The organism is Psychrobacter sp. TB20-MNA-CIBAN-0197 (genome assembly GCF_040309765.1).
Classification (GTDB): domain Bacteria; phylum Pseudomonadota; class Gammaproteobacteria; order Pseudomonadales; family Moraxellaceae; genus Psychrobacter; species Psychrobacter submarinus.
This window is the reverse complement of sequence record NZ_JBEOPC010001454.1, coordinates 1-233: the sequence shown is the minus strand read 5'-3', so window position 1 is coordinate 233 and position 233 is coordinate 1. Positions and strand designations below refer to the sequence as shown.

General features: G+C 39.9%; 1 protein-coding gene. It reads right to left on the bottom strand.

What is annotated here, in order from left to right:
• On the bottom strand, positions 1 to 233 hold a 233-nt coding region (locus AAEY83_RS18790; RefSeq protein WP_351061737.1), incomplete at both ends, for a hypothetical protein.

Sequence of the window (233 nt, the reverse complement as noted above, 5' to 3'; positions counted from 1 at the left end):
CATTAGTACCCGCTTTAATTACATTTGCACGAAAGGCAATTGGTGAGCCATCTAAGTCACGTGTGTGATAGTTTAATAAAGCAGTAAAATCATCGCCTTCATATAAAAACTGAACGCGTGCCGCTTTTTCAGTGTAACCACCTTGCTCATCTTTAGCTTCAAAGCCTGGAGCTTGGTTATCAATGTAATCGTCTTTGTCTTGCCATAATAATGAAACACGAGCAGATAAACGG